Origin of the sequence: Arthrobacter subterraneus (genome assembly GCF_900099735.1) — a bacterium.
In the GTDB taxonomy this organism is placed as follows: domain Bacteria; phylum Actinomycetota; class Actinomycetes; order Actinomycetales; family Micrococcaceae; genus Arthrobacter_D; species Arthrobacter_D subterraneus.
The window spans coordinates 115516-132877 of sequence record NZ_FNDT01000008.1; the positions used below are offsets into that span (position 1 = coordinate 115516).

The following is a 17362-nucleotide window of genomic DNA, read 5'->3' on the forward strand; positions in this document are numbered from 1 at the left end:
CATTCATCCCCGGCGCATTACTGGTCCGTCGGCCGGACAGGCTTGCCGGGCTGGGGAGTTGCGGGATCGCCTGCGGGAGCGGCGTCCGCAGTGGCATGTGCGTGCGGGTGAATCAGCTCGTGGTCGTGGGCAAACGCCGGGTCGGCGTCAAGCTCCTCGTTGAAGACCCAGAACCGGTACGCGATGAAGCGAACAACGGTTGCCAGCACGGTGCCCAGAACGCCCGCGATGAACAGGCCGGGCCGGTCTGAGATCTCAAGGGGATACTTGGCAAGCCAGACGAAGCCCGCCGCAATGCCCATACCAATGGCATTGATGAGCAGGAACATCAGCAGTTCGTGGACCAGGTTCGCCCGGCGGCGGTGGCGGAACGTCCAGTAACGGTTGGCGATCCAGGAGAAAACGGTGGCAATCGAGGCTGACAGGACCTGCGCCTTGACCTCGCTGTCCGCCATGGGACCGTGAATGAGCAACCAGAACAGACCCTTGTCGATGACAAACGCCACACCGCCCACGGCCCCGAACTTCGCCAGCTCCCTCCAGAAAAGGGAGGCGAGAGCCCGCGCCCGGTCGGCAAGTGTGGTGATCATGACCCTCCGGTCTTTGGACGATTCGCCGTAGCAGGACGCCGCCGGCGCACGTCAGCGCAGCGGGCAAGGGTCCATTTTACCGATCAGGAATGAATGTTTCCTAGGAACCTTCGGTTGCGAACCGGTCACGTCCAGGAGACTGCAGCGGCAATAGGTACCCTAGGGGGGTGACTTTTCCCGTAATTGGTGTGGTGGGCGGCGGCCAGCTGGCCAGGATGATGGCGCCTCCCGCCGTCGCACTTGGTCTTGAGCTCCGCGTGTTGGCGGAGGGTCCGGATGTTTCGGCGGTGGCCGCCGTCGCCAAATCCTCGGTGGGTGACTACACCAACCTGGAGGATTTGACGGCGTTCGCCAAGGACGTCGATGTTCTCACCTTTGACCACGAGCACGTGCCGGAGCAGCATCTGCGCGCACTTGTGGAGGCGGGCGTCAACGTACAGCCCCACCCTGATGCACTGCGCCATGCTCAGGACAAGCTGGTGATGCGTGCTGCCGTTGACCGCCTGGGTCTGCCCAACCCGCGGTGGGGCGCTGTGTCCTCGGTGGAAGAGCTGCGCGAGTTCGGTGAGCGGACGGGCTGGCCTGTTGTGTTGAAGACCCCGCGCGGCGGCTATGACGGCAAGGGCGTGCGGATCATCGATTCACCCGAGGACGCCGCAGAGGCCGCCGAGTGGTTCACCGGCAGTGCCCTGCTCGCCGAAGAAAAGGTGCCCTTCACCCGGGAGCTCTCGGCACTGGTTGCCCGCTCCGCCAAGGGGGAAGCCCGCGCCTGGCCGCTGGTCCACTCGATCCAGGTCGACGGAGTCTGCGATGAGGTGATCGCCCCCGCACAGGAGCTGCGGGCGGGCCTTCCCCGCGCCGCGGCGGAAGCCGCGCTGCAGATCGCCGAGGAGCTTGGCGTCACCGGCGTCATGGCCGTTGAACTGTTCGAAGTTCCCGACCGCGGCCCCGGGTTCCTCATCAATGAGCTCGCCATGCGTCCGCACAACTCCGGACACTGGACCATGGACGGTGCGGTCACCGGCCAGTTCGAGCAGCATCTGCGTGCCGTCCTGGACCTACCGCTCGGAGATACGTCCCTGGCGTCCGGCGTTGTGGTCATGAAGAACATCCTCGGCGGAGATAACGCCGACCTGTATAGTGCCTTTCCGCTGGCACTGCAGGCAGAGCCTGCCGCCAAGGTCCACACCTACGGCAAGGGCGTCCGGCCGGGCCGGAAAATCGGTCATGTCAACGCCATCGCACTCCCCGGTGACACAACGGCACAGGTGAGGGAACGCGCCGAGCGCACCGCGGCAATCCTTCGGGACGGCCGCGACCCCCGGAAGGAAACATCGTGAACAACTCCCCCGCCGGCGCCGTCGTGGGCCTCGTGATGGGCTCGGACTCCGACTGGCCGGTCATGGAGGCCGCCGCCCTCGCACTCGAAGAGTTCGGCATCCCCTATGAGGCCGACGTCGTCTCCGCACACCGCATGCCTGAAGACATGGTCGAGTACGGGCGTGCCGCCGCCGGACGCGGCCTGAAGGTCATCATCGCCGGGGCCGGCGGCGCAGCCCATCTGCCCGGCATGCTGGCATCACTGACCCCGCTGCCCGTCATCGGCGTCCCCGTACCCCTCAAACACCTCGACGGCATGGACTCCCTGCTCTCCATCGTCCAGATGCCTGCAGGCATCCCGGTGGCCACGGTCTCTGTCGGCGGCGCACGGAACGCCGGACTCCTCGCTGTCCGGATCCTCGCCTCCGGCGACAGTCCCCGGGCAAAGGAGCTCTCCGGGAAACTGACGGAGTTCGCAGAGGGTCTGCGCCAGACCGCCCTCGGCAAAGGCGCCAGGCTCCGTGAGCGGGCGGGAACGCGAGCCGGCTCTGAAGGCGGCGCATGAGCCGGGCGGTTCACCCCGGCCGGCCTTCCGAACGGACCCTGCTCACCGACCCGGTGCGCTACCCGGAGGCCGCCCAGTCCGGCGTCCGCACCAAGCGTGCCTTCCTTCTTCTCCTGTTGACCCTGCTCCTCCCCGGAGCGGCACAGGTGGTCGCCGGTGACCGCAAGCTTGGCCGACGCGCCCTCCGCGTCACTTTCACCATGTGGCTCCTGGTGATTGCCGGCGTCGTACTGGCAGGGCTCAACCGGCAGCTGGTGGTGAGCCTGCTGGCGAATGAGTGGTTCTCCCTGCTACTGATCGCGGTCCTCGTGGCGCTGGCGGTGGGCTGGGCGCTCCTGTTCATCAACACCCTCCGCCTCATCCGTCCGCCCCTGCTGGACCGGGGGATGCGCCCGGCCGTCGCCGCGACCCTGGCCCTGCTGATGCTGGTGACCAGCGGCAGCCTCGGCTACGGCGCCTACCTGCTCAACGTCGGCCGCAATACGTTCGGCAACATCTTCCAGGCCGGACCGGCGTTCGATCCCGTGGACGGACGCTACAACTTCCTGCTCATGGGGGGCGACGCCGGTGAGGACCGTACCGGACGGCGCCCCGACAGCATCTCGGTGATCAGCGTCGACGCACGCTCCGGAGCCGCGGTCACGTTCAGCATCCCCCGCGACTTCCAGAACGCACCCTTCTCCGAGGACTCCCCGCTGTGGGAGGTCTGGCCGGACGGTTACAACTGCGGCAATGACTGCATCATCAACAGCCTCTACCCGGTGGTCAGCCAGGACTACGCCGACCTGTATCCGGATTCCCAGGACCCCGGCGCCGAGGCAATGATGGACGCCGCAAGCGGGATCCTCGGCATCGAGGTCCAGGCCTACATCCTCGTGGACATGGCCGGCTTCGAGCAGCTGATCGACGCTATGGGCGGCATCACCATCGACGCCGGTGGGTGGGTTCCCATCACGTCGGCGGAGATCCCCGGCTCGGACCCGAAACGCTACTACCCGCCGTCGGCCTGGATTGCGCCCGGCGTGCAGACTCTCAACGGCTATGAGGCGCTCTGGTACGCCCGGTCGCGCGAGTACGCAACCGACTACTCCCGGATCCAGCGCCAGCAGTGCGTCCAGGCGGCGATGATCGCCCAGCTCGATCCCGCCACCGTCCTGAGCCGCTTCCAGGAGATCGCGGCCGCCGGAACGCAGATCGTCGAGACCGATATCCCGCGTGACCAGCTGGGCAGTTTTGTGGATCTCGCCATCAAGGCGAAAAATCACGACGTCGGCCGCCTCACCATCGGCGCGCCGGACTTCGGGGATCCGGGCGACTTCTTCTCCACGTACCCTGACATCCCGCTGGTTCACCAGCGGGTCCAGGAGACGCTGGCAGCGGCCTCTGAGGACGCCGAAGCAGCACCCGCGGGCACCCTGGAACTGAACCGCGCCGGGCTGATTGAAGCGCTTCCGGCGCAGGCCGTCACGGACGAGATCACCGTCGAATACCTGCACCAGCTTGCGGTGAACCAGGACTGGACCACGCTCGAATCACTGTTGGCCGACAACGGGGAATGCACCCCCGCCTAAGGAACGGAACCGCCGATGTACCAGCTGGACAACCCGTTGCGCCCCTACGACTGGGGATCCACCACGGCCATCGCGGAGCTGCTCGGACGCACCCCGTCCGGCGGCCCCGAGGCGGAGCTGTGGATCGGCGCGCACCCGGACTCCCCCTCCACCGTGCAGGGCCATGGGGATAGCGGGACAGGTCTGGACGAGCTGATCGGCGCTGACCCGGACCGTACCCTCGGCTCCCCCACCCGGGACGCCTTCGGGGACCGCCTCCCCTTCCTGATGAAGGTGCTCGCCGCGGCAGCGCCGCTGTCCCTCCAGGTGCACCCCAGCCCGGAACAGGCCCGCGAGGGGTTTGACCGGGAGAACGCAGCCTCGGTCCCCCAGGATGCACCGCACCGCAACTACCGCGACGCGTTCTCCAAACCCGAACTCATCTTCGCCCTCACCGGCTTCGACGCCCTCTGCGGCTTCCGGGCTCCGGCTGAGGCCGCTGAGATTTTCACGTGGCTCGCCGGGCTGGTCGAACAGCGGGGGCAGGCACCGGCCATCCTGCGGTCCGTCGTGACCGACCTCGGCAATCCTGATGAAGCAGCGGCGCTCCGGGAGGCCTTCACACGGCTCCTGACCAGCCCGGACGAGAGCCGGGCCGCCGTTGAGTCCGTGGTCGGGGCACTGGACGACGGCGGTGCTCCGGAGTCCGACAGCCTGGAGGGCTCCGCAGCCGCCACCGTGCTCCAGCTCAACGGGCACCATCCCGGTGATCCGGGCGTGCTGGTGGCACTGCTCCTCAACAGGGTCACCCTGCGCCCGGGCCAGGCGCTGTACCTGCCCGCCGGCAATGTGCACGCGTACCTGGAGGGTCTGGGCGTCGAGGTCATGGCGTCCTCCGACAATGTGCTTCGCGGCGGGCTGACCACCAAGCACGTGGATACCGGGGAACTGCTGAAGACGGTGGAGTTCGCTCCGCTGGAGTTGCCCCTGCTTGAGCCCGAGTCCACTCCGCTGGGCCAGGAACTCTACTGCCCGCCGTTCGACGAGTTCCAGCTGCAGCGGCTGGAACTCCCGTCGGCTTTCGGTGACACTGCCGCCTCAGCCGACATTCCGGTGGCCCAGAACGGGCCGGCTGTGGTCCTGGTGGTGTCCGGGACGATTGTGCTCGATTCGCCCAAGGGCGACCTCATTCTCCACCGCGGGCAGAGCGCGTTCATCCCGGCCAACGAGTCACCCGTGATGGCACGCCTCGCGTCTGACACCACGGACACCACCGACGACGACGGCGGCAGCACCGCCGTCGCTTTCGCGGTCACCGTGGGTGCCGCTGGGGATGCTAATCCCGGCGGGCTGGGTCCTGTGCGCGGCCGCCGCGAAGAGACGCAGCCTTAGCCTTCAGCGCCGGCAGGGCCTTGGTCCGGAGCGCCGGCAGGGCCTTGGTGCGGAGGGCCGGCAGGGCTTTGGTCCGGAGGGCCGGCAGGGCGTTGGTTCGGAGGGACGGCAGGGCCTTGGTGCGGAGGGATCCGACTGCGCCGCGTGCAAGGGAAAGCCCCCTGCGTGCCAGCGGCATCGCCGTGGCATAGGCCGGGTAGAGCGGCGACAACGGCTTGTCCCAGGTGCCCATCAGTAGGTTCTCGTGCTTCGCCCAGCCCATCTTGAACTTTGACACGCCGTCGTTCAGGAGGCCGTTGAAGTCGTAGCGGCGGACTCCGCGTTCCTTCATAGCCTGGATGGCGAGCCACTTCAGCGCGTAGTTGGCGCGCAGCCGTTCACCTTCCTCGGTCATCCCGCCGTACAGCTCAAACGCGGTGGAGCCGCTGGCGGACAACCATAGGAACGCCACCACGGTGCTGCCCTGGAAGGCGGCGTAGACAGGCGACGCGTCGCCGAGGTTGTCGAAGATGTCGAGGTAGTAGCGGTCCTCGTGGATGCCGAAACCGGCACGCTCCGCCGTTTCCCGGTACACGTCCAGGCAGCCCGGCAGCTCCTCCCTGGTCACCTCACGGAACTCAAGGTCTTCCCGGCCGGACTTGCGGATGTACTGGCGGTGCTTCTTTGACATGTCCGCCAGCAGCTCGTCCTCGGAACGCGACAGGTCCAGGATGAGGGTGCGGGGAATCAGGATGGTGTTCTTGGTGGGACGGAACCCTGCCGCACGCACCGCGCCGTCGAAGTCGGATTCCGCATCCCCGTCCGGCTCGATACTCAGGACGGTACAGGCATAGGCTCTGCGGGCGTAATCCGCCAGTACCTCGAGGACCTCCCGCGCATCCTCCGCACGGCAGACCGGACCGCGCGGAATGTAGACCAGCGCCCGGAACGGAACGGGCAGCCGACGGATCAGGACCTGTGCACAGGCAACCGTCCCGCCGTCGCGGTTGAGCAGCAGGCGGTCGGTGCTCCATCCGTGGTCGGCCTTCGTCTGGCCCCAGCCCCAGAGCTGCTGCGGGTGGCCGTCGAGACGGTTCACCTCGGCATCCCAGGCGGCATGGTCAGTACAGGGCGCAACGATGAGGGTCATGCTGCTAAGCCTATCGGCAGGGGCCCGCCGCGAGCGCAGCGGCCTGCCCTCCGAAGCGATAGAGAATCAGCTCAGGCGTGCGTAGCTTTCCCACTTGTGGGCCTGGTGCTCGCCGTCGACCACGCGGATGGTGCCCGACTTCGAGCGCATCACGATCGACTGCGTCAGCACCTTGCCACCGTGGTACCGGACGCCGCGCAGCAGGTCGCCGTCGGTGATGCCGGTCGCGGCAAAGTAGCAGTTGTCGCTGGTGACGAGGTCATTGGTGGAGAGAACCCGGTCAAGGTCGTGGCCGGCGTCGAGCGCTTTCTGCTTTTCCTCATCGCTGGTGGGCCACAGGCGGCCCTGGATCACGCCGCCGAGTGACTTGATGGCACAGGCAGCCACAATGCCTTCCGGTGTGCCGCCGATTCCCATCAGGGCATCGATGTCGGTGCCTTCACGGGCGGCAGCGATGGCGCCGGCGACGTCGCCGTCCATCAGGAAACGGGTGCGGGCACCGGCGTCGCGGATTTCCTGGACCAGCGGGCGGTGGCGGTCACGGTCAAGGATCATCACATTGATCTGGTTGACCTTCTTGCCCTTGGCCTTGGCGATCAGGTGCAGGTTCTGCTTCACGGGCAGGCGGAGGTCCACCATGTCCGCGGCTTCGGGACCGGTCACCAGTTTCTCCATGTAGAACACTGCGGAGGGGTCAAACATGGTGCCGCGCTCTGCCACAGCCAGAACCGCGAGAGCGTTGTTGATGCCGAGGGCCGTCAGCCGGGTGCCGTCGATGGGGTCCACCGCGACGTCGCACTCCGGCCCGCTGCCGTCTCCGACCCGCTCGCCGTTGTAGAGCATCGGTGCTTCATCCTTCTCACCCTCGCCGATGACCACCACGCCGTTGAAGTGGACGGTCGAGAGGAGCGAACGCATGGCGTCGACGGCGGCACCGTCAGCCTTGTTCTTGTCGCCGAAACCGACCCAGTGTCCGCCGGCGATGGCCGCGGCCTCGGTGACGCGCACCAACTCCAGCGCGAGGTTGCGGTCCGGTTCGTCGTCTCCCACGGCCAGGGCGGGTGACAGGGTGGAGTACTGCGCGTACTTTGCGGTGTCGGACACGTTTACCTCATCGTTGAATTAGCGGTTCCCTCTTTCCGCAATCATAGTGCGGAGCCGCGCTCCGGCCATTTCCGTGACGCCACGGGTGTAGGCGACAATGGAGAAGTGAGCAGCACCCAGGAGAACCAGCAGGAAGCACCGGTCACGCCGGTGCTCACGGCCAAGCAGGCGAAGCGCGCCAACGCGTCGTCGATCGGCATGTTCATTGCCACCGCCGTCACGCTGGGACTGGTCCTCTTTGTTGTCCTGCTGAATCCGACGCACACAGCGGAGACCTACACGCGCGACGTCGATGTGGCCACCATCGCATCGCAGGCCGAGGACGCCGCCGGTTACCTGCCCGCCGCGGCTGAACTTCCGGACGGCTGGACCTCCAACTACGCACGCTGGACGGGAACGGCGTCCGACGGCGTCGCATTCTGGGAAGTGGGCTACCTCACCCCCGAGCGCGAATTCATCCAGGTGACACAGACCAACAACTCCAACCCCACCTGGCTTTCACAGCGCCTCGACGACGCCGTACCCTCCGGACAACGGGTGATCGACGGCGTGACCTGGGACCTGCTCGACAGCACCTCCGGTGATGTCTTCCTCACCACCGAACAGGACGGGTTCACGCTGATCCTGAACGGCACTGCGGATCTCACCCAGTTCGATGTCCTCGGCAGCGCCTTGCTCGCCAAGCTGAACTAGCCGGGGCACTTCTCGGCTAACACCGCTCCGGACCGTAACTCAACCGGACCGCGACTGATCCGGACCAGCACCGCTCAACGCGGAGTCACCAACCGACCGCGTTCGGCTCCCGGCGCAGTACAGTAACTTCCGTGACCAAGCAACTGACTCCCGCTGAAGCATGGCAGAAACTGCGTGACGGAAATGGCCGGTTCATTTCCTCCACCTCCTCACATCCCAACCAGGACGCCTCCCGCCGGGCGTCGCTGGTCAACACCCAGGACCCTTTCGCCGTCATCTTCGGCTGCTCGGATTCCCGCCTTGCAGCCGAGATCATCTTCGACGTCGGACTCGGTGACATCTTCGTGGTCCGTACGGCCGGGCAGGTCATTGATGACGCCGTCCTCGGCTCCCTCGAATACAGCGTCAGTGTCCTGAACGTGCCGCTCATCGTGGTACTCGGACATGACTCCTGCGGCGCCGTGACGGCCACCGCAAACGCCATCGACTCCGGGACCATGCCGGTGGGCTTCATCCGCGACCTCGTTGAACGCATCACCTCCTCCGTGCTGACTTCGCGCCGCAATGGAGACACCGACATCAACGCTGCGGTGGAGGAACACATCCGGCAGACCGCCCAGCGGCTTGCGGACTCTTCCCGCGTGGTGGCAGATGCCATCGAGAACGGGTCCACCGCCGTCGTCGGCGTCACCTACCGGCTGGATGAAGGTAAAGCCGACCTCGTGTCGCAACTGGGCAATCTCTGACTTGTAGCGCCGGAATTTGTGGCGCCCCACGCCACAGGCCAGAATTGGCGCATGACAACGAATTCCCAGGACACCGTCGACTACCGCATCGAACACGACACCATGGGCGAGGTTCGCGTTCCCGCCAACGCCCTCTACCGTGCGCAGACACAGCGGGCTGTAGAGAACTTCCCGATCTCCGGCAAAACGCTGGAACGGACCCACATCGAAGCCCTGGCACGGATCAAGAAGGCGGCCGCCACGGCCAACGCCGAGCTCGGCGTGCTCGATGACGAGCTCGCCCGTGCCATCGAGGCGGCCGCGGACCAGGTTGCAACCGGAAAGTACGACGGCGATTTCCCCATCGACGTGTTCCAGACCGGATCCGGTACCTCCTCGAACATGAACACCAACGAGGTGATCGCAGAGCTCGCCTCGCGTGCGCTGAAGGACGGCGGCAGCGACAAGGTGGTTCACCCGAACGACCATGTCAACGCTTCGCAGTCCTCGAACGATGTGTTCCCCACCTCGGTCCACGTGGCCGCAACCTCCGCCCTGATCAACGACCTGATTCCGGCTCTTGAGTACCTGGCGGAATCACTGGAGCGCAAGGCCGAGGAATTCGCGGGCGTTGTGAAGTCCGGCCGCACCCATCTGATGGACGCGACGCCCGTTACGCTGGGCCAGGAGTTCGGCGGCTACGCTGCGCAGGTCCGCTACGGCATCGAGCGCATCAACGCTTCGCTCCCCCGCGTGGCCGAGGTTCCCCTGGGCGGAACCGCCGTCGGAACCGGCATCAACACACCGGCAGGCTTCTCCGCGCGGGTCATCGAGCTTCTCGCCGAGGACACCGGACTGCCGCTGACCGAGGCACGCAACCACTTCGAAGCGCAGGCCAACCGCGACGGACTCATCGAGGCGTCCGGTCAGCTGCGGAACATCGCGTACTCGTTCATGAAGATCAACAATGACCTGCGCTGGATGGGGTCCGGCCCGAACACCGGTCTCGGCGAGATCGCCATCCCCGACCTGCAGCCGGGTTCCTCGATCATGCCGGGCAAGGTCAACCCAGTGATCTGCGAGGCGGCCATCATGGTGGCCGCTCAGGTGATCGGCAATGACACCACCATCGCGCTGTCCTCGACCAACGGTGCGTTCGAACTCAATGTCGGCATCCCCGTCATGGCCGCCAACCTGCTCGAGTCGATCCGCCTGCTCTCCAACACCAGCCGGGTAATGGCGGACAAGATGATCGACGGGCTGACCGCCAACGAGGAGCGCGCCCGTTTCCTCGCCGAAGCATCGCCGTCGATCGTGACGCCGCTGAACAAGTACATCGGGTATGAGAACGCCGCGAAGATCGCCAAAAAGGCTGTCGCGGAGGGGCTCACGGTCCGGGAGGCCGTCGTCGCACTCGGGTATGTGGAGCGCGGTGAGCTGACGGAAGCGCAGCTGGACGAGGCGCTCGACGTACTCTCCATGACCCGCCCGCCGCAGTAGGCATCCCAGGCGCACCAGGCACCGCAAGCACAAGAAGCGGGGACAAAGAGCCGGGCAAGAAGCGGGGGCCCGCACGGTACTTCACCGTGCGGGCCCCCGCTTTCTCATGCCCGTGAGTTGGCAGGACATACCCCGTACGGGCGCGTGAAAGCGGCGTGCCCTGCCAATTCAACGAAGAGGGAGGGGAGGGAGGGGTGGGATGGGCGGGAGAGGGATGGACGGAGCGGTGTGAAGGGCCGGTCAGCGCACCTCAGCGCTCGAAGTCGGGGACGCCCGTCGAGTAGCGCGCATTCTCGGCATGACGCCGGTGCAGCGGGTTCAGCGGCGGCAGGTCATCGGGGCTGAACCAGCGCACGTCCATGGATTCGTCGTCGTTCACGCGGGCCTCACCCGAAAGGTAACGGCAGCGGAAGACCAGGCTCAGGAAGCGGCACACGTCGGAATTCGGGAAGGTGACAGGCCCGACGACGTCGATGCTCACCAGGTGCTCCACCTCCACCGAAACTCCGGTCTCTTCCTCCACCTCGCGCACAATCGCCTGTGCGGGGTGCTCTCCCGGATCAACGATCCCCGTGATGAGGGTCCATTGACCGGTGTCGGCGCGGCGGCCGAGCAGCACGCGGTCCTCGTCGTCGTACACCACCGCGGCCGCTCCGGGGAGCCACAGCGGATCGTGGCCGATCCTGGAACGGAGGTGCTGGACGAATTCGGGGGTGGGCATGGTCTTCAGCCTAGTGCGAGCACCAGCCCCGCTCCGACGATCATGAACGGCCCGAACGGGATGGCGGACTTGGCCGTGCCCCGACGGCTCGCGATGAGGATGACCCCCCAGAGGCCGCCGAGGAGGAAGGCAGCGAAGGTGCCCCACAGCAGGAAGGACCAGCCCACGAACCCGAGATACAGCCCCAGCACGCCGGCGAGTTTGACGTCTCCGAAGCCCATCCCCGCCGGGTAGATCAGGCGCAGGATGAAGTAGAACACCCAGAGCACCGCCGCCCCGCCGGCCAGGGACACCAGCCGGCCCCAGTCCTGGGCGGCGAGCGCGGCAGCAATAAGGAGCACACCGGCGGCCGGATAGGACGGAAAGATGATGCGGTTGGGCAGCCGATGCGTGAGGATGTCGATGACGCTGAGCCAGATCCCGACCATCACAAGCAACGCGAGCGCCGCAGCACACAGCCAGAATGCCACGGGCGCAGTGTCCCAGTACTCCCCCATCAGCGCCAGCATGTGCCTACCGTAGCCGAATCCCCGGTCCGGAACCGGAATCCCGGCTTACACTGTGGATATGTCCGCTTCCAGCGGGTTGAACCCGGCGAGCCTTTTCCGATCACTCTGCCGTTCCTCGCCGTGGCGTTGGGAAACGGTCCGGTTCTCCGTGTCGTGGATCAGCACTGACGGCGAGTCCCCCGCGCTGCGTGCCTGGGTGCGGCGCCCTGCGGCACTGCGGGTGGAAACGGCGGACGGAACCCTCCTCCACAGCAGCACCGGCAATGAGCACTCCCGGGATTCTTTCTACGTCAGCGCCACCAAGGCCTCCTGGCTTGTGGCGCCCCGGCTCGTGACCCCCGTCTACAACGAAACCGGCTACGTCCACCGCCGCCCGAAGGCTGCCTACGGTGAGCCTGCCTTCGGTGATCCCCGATGGGCCGCGATGCTGGACCCCGTCGAACTCGCCGGTGATGCTCCCGTCCCGTATGAGACGCCGTTCGCCAACCGGGTTGAGCTCGAGGACGTCACCGAGGAGGTCCATGCGGGCCGCCGGGTGCTCGGAGCAACCGCGACACCGAACATCTCCTACCAGCCGTTCACTCCCGGGCGCCCGCTGATCGGATCGGGCCGCACGCGGGTGCTGGTGGACGTCGCCACCGCCGTCTGCGTGTCAACCACAGCGCTCGACGGCGACCTTGCCGGTTGCGGCCACCGTCTGGCCATCAGCGGGGTGGACGAATACATGATCGATGACCTCTTCACCGATGCCCCGCGCACGCTCACTGACGTCCGGGACCACATCCCGTGGCAGGTCGGCTGACCCGCCACGGGAGCCGGTCCTAGATCTCCGCACCCTCGAGCAGATCCGTGACCAGCGCGGCGATCGGCGAGCGCTCTGAGCGGGTCAGCGTGATGTGACCGAACAGCGGGTGTCCCTTGAGGGTTTCGACGACGGCGGCAATGCCGTCATGCCTGCCCACCCGCAGGTTGTCCCGCTGGGCGACGTCGTGGGTGAGGACGATCTTCGAGTTCTGCCCGATCCGGCTCATCACCGTCAGGAGCACGTTCTTCTCGAGTGACTGGGCCTCATCCACAATCACGAACGAGTCATGCAGCGACCGCCCGCGGATGTGGGTCAGCGGCAGGACCTCCAGCATGCCGCGGTCCATGACCTCCTCCACAACCTCCTGCGAGACCAACGCCCCCAGCGTGTCGAAGACGGCCTGGGCCCAGGGGTTCATCTTCTCGGACTCGCTGCCCGGCAGGTATCCGAGTTCCTGCCCGCCCACCGCGTACAGCGGTCGGAAGACCACCACCTTGCGGTGCTCGCGCCGCTCCAGCACTGCCTCGAGGCCGGCGCACAGGGCCAGCGCCGACTTGCCGGTGCCCGCACGCCCGCCGAGCGACACGATGCCCACCTCGGGGTCCATCAGCAGGTCGATCGCCAACCGCTGTTCGGCGGACCGGCCATGCAGCCCGAACACGTCGCGGTCTCCGCGCACCAGGCGTACCTGCTTGTCCGCGCCCACCCGGCCGAGCGCCGAACCTTTGCCGGAGTGGAGGATGACTCCCGTGTTGGCGGGCAGCTCCGCGGCGTCCGGCAGGAAGACCGGCTCGTGTGTGTAGAGGGTGTCGACGTCGTCGTCCAGGGTGTCCAGCTCAGCAACGCCGGTCCAGCCTGAATCCTTCACCAGCTCGTTGCGGTACTCATCCGCCTGCAGGCCCATGGCGGAGGCCTTGACGCGCATCGGCAGGTCCTTGGAGACCACGGTGACGTTGCGGCCCTCGTCGGAGAGGTTCTTGGCGACGGCGAGGATCCGTGAGTCGTTGTCGCCGCTGCGGAAGCCCACGGGGAGCACCTCGGTGGAGACGTGGTTGAGCTCGACCCGCAGGGTTCCGCCCTCGGTTCCCAGCGGGATGGCCTGGTTCAGGCCGTTGTGCTTCACCCTCAGCTCATCGAGCAGCCGCAGCGCCTTGCGCGCGAAGTACCCCAGCTCGGGATCATGGCGTTTGCCTTCAAGCTCGGTGATCACCACTATCGGCAGGATCACCTCGTGTTCGGCGAAACGGGTAATGGCCCGGGGATCCGAGAGCAGCACAGAGGTGTCCAGGACGTAACTGCGGCTGCCAAGGCTCTCGACAACGGAAAGGCCCGCCGCTGCGAGGACTTGTTCGTCCTGCGCCGCCGGGCGGGCCGTGCTGTTGAGCGTGTCGGTTGCGGATCGCTGGGTTGTGCGAGATGTGGCCACTTCAACTCCACTTCCCCGGGCGATGCACGCCCGAGAATAATCTAGGGCTTGCGTGAGGCGGGCCGGCCAGGAGGCCGCGCGCAGCCTCCTCTTCCCAGAGCGTGTGCTGGTGGGCACGTTGCCTGCATAGGTGGCCTCCCCGAACAGCCGGCGGGTGCCTGCTGTTGCAACAGACATTACGCCCGGACGACGACGGCGGCGCACCCTCCCGCTGCGTGTCGCAGTTGAACTTGCGGTGAAGAAAAGGGAACCGGCCCTAGCAGCCGAAGCGCCGCTGGCGGCGTCCGTAATCGCGCAGCGCGCGCAGGAAATCGACCCGCCGGAAGTCGGGCCAGAGAGCCTCGCAGAAATAGAACTCGCTGTACGCGCTCTGCCACATGAGGAAGCCGGAAAGCCGCTGCTCGCCGGAGGTGCGGATCACCAGGTCCGGATCCGGCTGGCCGCGCGTGTACAGGTACTCCGAGATCTGCCCGACCGACAGGTTCTCCGCGACCTCCGTCAGGGTTGAACCCTCGGAATCCGCCTGCAGCAGGAGCTCCTTGACGGCGTCGACAATCTCCCGCCGGCCGCCGTAGCCCACCGCAACATTCACGTGGAGCCCCTCGATGCAGGACGTGCGCTCGGCGAGCTCGGTGACCTTGGACGCCAGGTGTTCCGGGAGGAGGTCGAGCGCACCGACAGGCTGGACCCGGACCTTGCGGGTTTCGCCGAGCCGGTCGAGCGTGTTCCCGATGATGTCCAGGAGCTGCTCGATCTCCTCTGCCGACCGGTTCATGTTGTCCGTGGAGAGCATGTAGAGCGTCACCATTTCGACGCCGAGCTCGCGGCACCAGCCGAGGAACTCGAGGATCTTGTCCGCACCGGCCTGGTGTCCGTGGCGGGTCGGCGCGCCGGCCAGTTTCGCCCAGCGCCGGTTGCCGTCAACCATCACGCCGACGTGGTGCGGTATGCGGTCGGGCGCAAGGGACCGCTGGAGTTTGCGCTCGTAGAAGCCGTAGGCAAACGAGGGAAACTTCACGGCAGCGCCCACCTGTCCTTCGATCAGCTAGCAGGGATTCATCCACTACCGTACCGGCACGGGCTGCGCGGTGGCGGAAAGCACATGTTACTGGTTAGTAACTTGAGGTGGGGCTCCGCTAGAATTGCGGTCATGAGCCGACGCGTTTCACCACCGACCGGAGCGCCCAATACCCCGCAGAATCCGGACGGATCAGCTCCCAATAATGGTCCGGTGGAAGCCGCCGTCGAGCGCGCAGCGGATGCCCTGAACATCAAACCCAAATGGCGGGGCTGGATCCATCTCGGCGCCACTCCCCTGGCGGTCGTTGCCGGAATTATGCTCGTGATCCTGGCACCCACGACGGCGGGAAAAGTCACCTCCGCGATCTACGCTTTCACCGGCATCCTGCTCTTCGGCGTCAGCGCCGTCTATCACCGCGGCAACTGGCGCCCACGCACCAAGGTGGTCCTCAAGCGGCTGGACCACACCAACATCATGCTGGTCATCGCCGGCAGCTACACGCCGCTCTCCTGGGCCCTGCTTCCACAGGACAAAGCCACCCTCCTGCTGTGGCTGATCTGGTGCGGCGCCATCGCCGGCGTCCTGTTCCGCGTGCTGTGGGTCAACGCCCCGCGCTGGCTCTACGTGCCCATCTACATTGCCCTGGGACTGGCGGCGCTGCTGTTCCTGCCCGACTTCCTGGCCGCCAGCGTACCGGCGACAGTCCTGATCATCGTCGGCGGCGTCTTCTACATCGCCGGGGCCGTGATCTACGGAATGAAACGGCCCAATCCCAGCCCGCAGTGGTTCGGGTTCCACGAACTGTTCCATGCGTTCACCGTGGCGGCGTTCGCATCCCACTTCATCGCCATCCTGATCGCGGTGCTGAACCCGGCTCGCTAGGGGTACTGACGGCTAGGGCGCGTCAGGGCCGTGCTTGCCGCCGGGAGCGCGCCGCCGGGGTTCCTCCCCCGAGGACGATTCGGGTCCCGCGGCGTCTGGAGCACCGCCGGATTCCTGTCCTGACTGTTCCAGCTGCTGTGCCTGCTCGGCCTCAAGGTTGGCCATCTCGCGGTAGCGTACGCGCCGGATCCTGCGGGCCATGTCACGGATCAGGAAGATCACGGCGATCACCATGAAGAGCGTGGCCAGGAACCCCAGGAGCCCCGGAGTCACCTGCGTGGGGTCCAGCCCGGGGCGCAGCGAGGGTTCCTCACCCGGGGCAGGCGTCACGGTTGCGGCCAGGTTGAGCAGGGAAAGCACTCCAGAGCACCACTTTCACAGAAGGTTTTGCGGCGGACACGCCGGCTAACTCATTCTATGCCCGCAAAGAAGTCCGTCTCGGGCAGGTCCTGCGGCACCCGTGAGTGGATCAGGGAGTAGTCCTCCCAGGGCCAGACCTTGCGCTGGAGGTCCGCCGAGACGGCAAAGAAGAAGCCTTCCGGCTCCACCTGTGTGCGGTGGGCCAGCAGGGCGCGTTCGCGGTGTTCGAAGAAGTCGCCGCAGTCGATCTGCGTGGTCGTCGGATGGGTGGGCCGGGCCGGCTGGTGACCCTCGGCGTCGGCTTCCAGCCAGGCGGCGATCCGCTCGGCGTACGGCGACTGCAGGCCGGCGTCCTCGAGCGCAAAGTGCAGGGCCCGGAAGCGCTCGGGGTTGAACGCGCGGTCGTAATAGAGCTTCAGCGGGCTCCATGGCTCCCCCAGTCCCACGTAGCGGGCAGGGTCGCCGGCAGCCTCGTAGGCCTCCACCGCCACCCGGTGCGCCATGATGTGGTCAGGGTGCGGGTAACCGCCGTTCTCGTCATAGCTGAGGATGACGTGCGGCCGGTACTCCCGGACCAGCCGGACCAGCGGTGCCGCTGCCCGCTCCAGCGGCTGCAGCGCGAAACACCCGGGGGGCAGCGGCGGCAGCGGGTCGCCCTCAGGAAGCCCCGAATCCACAAACCCCAGCCACCGGTGTTCAACTCCCAGCGCGGCGGCGGCCTCGGCCATTTCAAGCCGGCGCAGCCCTGCGAGGTCGCGGAGGGCGTGCGGAACCCCTGCCATCTGCGCGTTGAGGATGTCACCGCGCTCGCCTCCCGTGCAGGTTGCCACCATCACAGATACCCCGGCCGCCACGTAGCTGGCCATCGTGGCCGCGCCCTTGCTCGACTCATCGTCCGGGTGCGCGTGCACCGCCAGCAGGCGGTAGCCGCCGTCGTTCGCTGTGGGCGTTGAAGCGGTGTCGGGGATGTTTTCCGGGCTGGGCACTGGAATGCTCCTGAATCTTTCCTGGTCTGACGAGGGCCGGACTGTTCCTTGGCGGGACCTGCGGCCAAGCGAGGGGACAACCGG

18 protein-coding genes are annotated in these 17362 nt (G+C 66.6%); 9 read left to right on the plus strand and 9 right to left on the minus strand.

All coding sequences use genetic code 11. The annotated features are described in order from the left end of the window. Positions 1-17: 17 nt before the first annotated feature. Positions 18-590 carry a GtrA family protein gene (locus tag BLS52_RS10680; RefSeq protein WP_026544242.1) on the minus strand — a complete coding sequence of 191 codons (573 nt, stop codon included), beginning with the start codon at positions 588-590 and terminating at the stop codon, positions 18-20. Positions 591-757: 167 nt separating this feature from the next. Here BLS52_RS10680 and BLS52_RS10685 point away from each other — a divergent pair, with 167 nt between their 5' ends. From BLS52_RS10685 to manA, 4 genes are read left to right on the plus strand one after another with little or no spacing between them, the layout of a single operon-like run. Next, the gene (locus tag BLS52_RS10685) at positions 758-1930 is read left to right on the plus strand and encodes a 5-(carboxyamino)imidazole ribonucleotide synthase (protein ID WP_090586668.1); all 1173 of its coding nucleotides are present in this window, start codon (positions 758-760) and stop codon (positions 1928-1930) included. Between the two features lie 35 nt (positions 1931-1965). Then, positions 1966-2475, plus strand: coding sequence for a 5-(carboxyamino)imidazole ribonucleotide mutase (purE, locus tag BLS52_RS10690; RefSeq protein ID WP_051470479.1), 510 nt, complete (start codon positions 1966-1968; stop codon positions 2473-2475). Then, positions 2472-4046, plus strand: coding sequence for an LCP family protein (locus BLS52_RS10695; protein ID WP_026544245.1), 1575 nt, complete (start codon positions 2472-2474; stop codon positions 4044-4046). Before purE ends, BLS52_RS10695 begins: the two co-directional genes overlap by 4 nt. Positions 4047-4061: 15 nt before the next feature. Continuing rightward, the gene (gene manA, locus BLS52_RS10700) at positions 4062-5417 is read left to right on the plus strand and encodes a mannose-6-phosphate isomerase, class I (protein ID WP_090586670.1); all 1356 of its coding nucleotides are present in this window, start codon (positions 4062-4064) and stop codon (positions 5415-5417) included. On the opposite strand, the gene BLS52_RS10705 is transcribed toward manA, so the two are convergent. Both BLS52_RS10705 and glpX read right to left on the minus strand, forming a co-directional pair. Further along, complete coding sequence (locus BLS52_RS10705; RefSeq protein WP_245702805.1) at positions 5362-6546, minus strand: lipid II:glycine glycyltransferase FemX; 1185 nt, start codon at positions 6544-6546, stop codon at positions 5362-5364. The two genes, manA and BLS52_RS10705, sit on opposite strands and share 56 nt — an antisense overlap. Before the next feature lie 66 nt (positions 6547-6612). Further along, positions 6613-7650 (minus strand): class II fructose-bisphosphatase, encoded by a 1038-nt coding sequence (glpX, locus tag BLS52_RS10710; protein ID WP_090586672.1) that lies wholly within the window; start codon positions 7648-7650, stop codon positions 6613-6615. Between the two features lie 105 nt (positions 7651-7755). Here glpX and BLS52_RS10715 point away from each other — a divergent pair, with 105 nt between their 5' ends. From BLS52_RS10715 to BLS52_RS10725, 3 genes are all read left to right on the plus strand, one after another. Next, entirely contained in the window at positions 7756-8343 is a 588-nt protein-coding gene (locus BLS52_RS10715) for a DUF4245 domain-containing protein (protein WP_090586675.1), read from the plus strand. 131 nt (positions 8344-8474) lie between these two features. Then, a complete protein-coding gene (locus BLS52_RS10720) occupies positions 8475-9089 on the plus strand; it encodes a carbonic anhydrase (RefSeq protein ID WP_026544248.1) in 615 nt (204 codons plus the stop codon). A gap of 51 nt (positions 9090-9140) precedes the next feature. Continuing rightward, positions 9141-10568 carry a class II fumarate hydratase gene (locus BLS52_RS10725; protein ID WP_026544249.1) on the plus strand — a complete coding sequence of 476 codons (1428 nt, stop codon included), beginning with the start codon at positions 9141-9143 and terminating at the stop codon, positions 10566-10568. A 250-nt stretch (positions 10569-10818) separates the two neighbouring features. On the opposite strand, the gene BLS52_RS10730 is transcribed toward BLS52_RS10725, so the two are convergent. Together BLS52_RS10730 and BLS52_RS10735 are read right to left on the minus strand one after the other, a co-directional pair. Beyond that, a complete protein-coding gene (locus BLS52_RS10730; RefSeq protein WP_090586676.1) occupies positions 10819-11289 on the minus strand; it encodes an NUDIX hydrolase in 471 nt (156 codons plus the stop codon). A gap of 5 nt (positions 11290-11294) precedes the next feature. Continuing rightward, positions 11295-11798, minus strand: a complete 504-nt coding sequence (locus tag BLS52_RS10735; RefSeq protein ID WP_090586678.1) for a prepilin peptidase — start codon at positions 11796-11798, stop codon at positions 11295-11297. A 58-nt stretch (positions 11799-11856) separates the two neighbouring features. Between BLS52_RS10735 and BLS52_RS10740 the strand changes: the two genes are divergently transcribed. Continuing rightward, a complete protein-coding gene (locus BLS52_RS10740; protein ID WP_090586680.1) occupies positions 11857-12600 on the plus strand; it encodes a hypothetical protein in 744 nt (247 codons plus the stop codon). 19 nt (positions 12601-12619) lie between these two features. On the opposite strand, the gene phoH2 is transcribed toward BLS52_RS10740, so the two are convergent. Together phoH2 and BLS52_RS10750 are read right to left on the minus strand one after the other, a co-directional pair. Beyond that, a complete protein-coding gene (gene phoH2 / locus BLS52_RS10745; RefSeq protein WP_425425036.1) occupies positions 12620-14029 on the minus strand; it encodes an RNA 5'-3' helicase PhoH2 in 1410 nt (469 codons plus the stop codon). Positions 14030-14285: 256 nt separating this feature from the next. Continuing rightward, positions 14286-15047, minus strand: a complete 762-nt coding sequence (locus BLS52_RS10750) for an isoprenyl transferase (RefSeq protein ID WP_217636746.1) — start codon at positions 15045-15047, stop codon at positions 14286-14288. 132 nt (positions 15048-15179) lie between these two features. On the opposite strand from BLS52_RS10750, the gene trhA reads away from it, so the two are divergent. Beyond that, positions 15180-15932 (plus strand): PAQR family membrane homeostasis protein TrhA, encoded by a 753-nt coding sequence (trhA, locus tag BLS52_RS10755; RefSeq protein ID WP_090586683.1) that lies wholly within the window; start codon positions 15180-15182, stop codon positions 15930-15932. A 12-nt stretch (positions 15933-15944) separates the two neighbouring features. Here trhA and BLS52_RS10760 read toward each other — a convergent pair whose 3' ends face one another. Both BLS52_RS10760 and mca read right to left on the minus strand, forming a co-directional pair. Beyond that, positions 15945-16292: a hypothetical protein gene (locus BLS52_RS10760; protein WP_245702807.1), complete on the minus strand. Its 348-nt coding sequence runs from the start codon at positions 16290-16292 to the stop codon at positions 15945-15947. A 50-nt stretch (positions 16293-16342) separates the two neighbouring features. Further along, a complete protein-coding gene (gene mca / locus BLS52_RS10765) occupies positions 16343-17260 on the minus strand; it encodes a mycothiol conjugate amidase Mca (RefSeq protein WP_090586709.1) in 918 nt (305 codons plus the stop codon). Positions 17261-17362: the final 102 nt, after the last annotated feature.